This is a genomic window from Vibrio sp. R-1 (assembly GCF_035615595.1).
In the GTDB taxonomy this organism is placed as follows: domain Bacteria; phylum Pseudomonadota; class Gammaproteobacteria; order Enterobacterales; family Vibrionaceae; genus Vibrio; species Vibrio cholerae.
Genome location: NZ_WPDC01000241.1, coordinates 1 through 803 on the forward strand (window position 1 = coordinate 1; position 803 = coordinate 803).

Annotated in this window: 1 protein-coding gene; it reads right to left on the reverse strand. The window is 42.0% G+C overall.

Annotation, left to right across the window (positions count from 1 at the left end):
- The coding region (locus GOU96_RS17865) for an aminoglycoside phosphotransferase family protein (protein ID WP_324702101.1) at positions 1-767 on the reverse strand (767 nt) is incomplete at its 3' end.
- Positions 768-803: the final 36 nt, after the last annotated feature.

Here is an 803-nt window from a genome sequence, read left to right on the forward strand (position 1 = left end):
CACAATGCGCACTGAATTTTTTGTTTATTTTCAGTGATATATTCTATGTCATTCAGATAAGCTTGAAGATGACCCTGCTCTATGTTTTCAGCAAAGGATTCATTGCCATTTTCGGCTTCACTACGCATGAAAGATACTAAAGCCTGTAATCGCTGAACCATAGCATCGGCTAATTGCTCTCTTTCTGATTCAGTTGTGCCGTAACTGTCACAGAATAACTTAGCTCTAACCACCTGCTCTGAGATTGTCCCTAGCTTATCATTGCTATCAGTTTTGAAAGGAGACCAACAATAAACTGAATATGCAAGGTCCCATATTCTAGGTGCTGGGTGCGCTGTATCGAAGTCAAACACACCAACAACTGTATTTTCTAATAGGGCAACATTGTATGGGGTAAAGTCACCATGACAGATAACCTCAAATGGTTCTCTCGGGTCTAACATCCATCGGTGTTCATTGACATCGAGTTGCTCCAAGAGTGAAGCTGTTGAGTCATGTATTTTTCGTAGTAATTTACCCGCTGACATGAGTGCATCATTTGTTGCGATTGCGCCAACTAGCGGATAATTGTAGGTATTACCTGCGACAAAACTTAAGATTTCTTGGTTTTGATTAACCCCTAGAAACCTGGGGATTTCGTCTACCTTTGCTCGCTCAAGATGCTTCAAAATAAGATGAATTGTAGAACTCCATGGCTGAAGAGGTCGATACACGACTTCACCATCTCGATATATTGCAGATTCTCTTCCGCCTGATAATTCTTCCACTATACCTCCCTGTGCAACTAACGCCCGCCTAAGGGG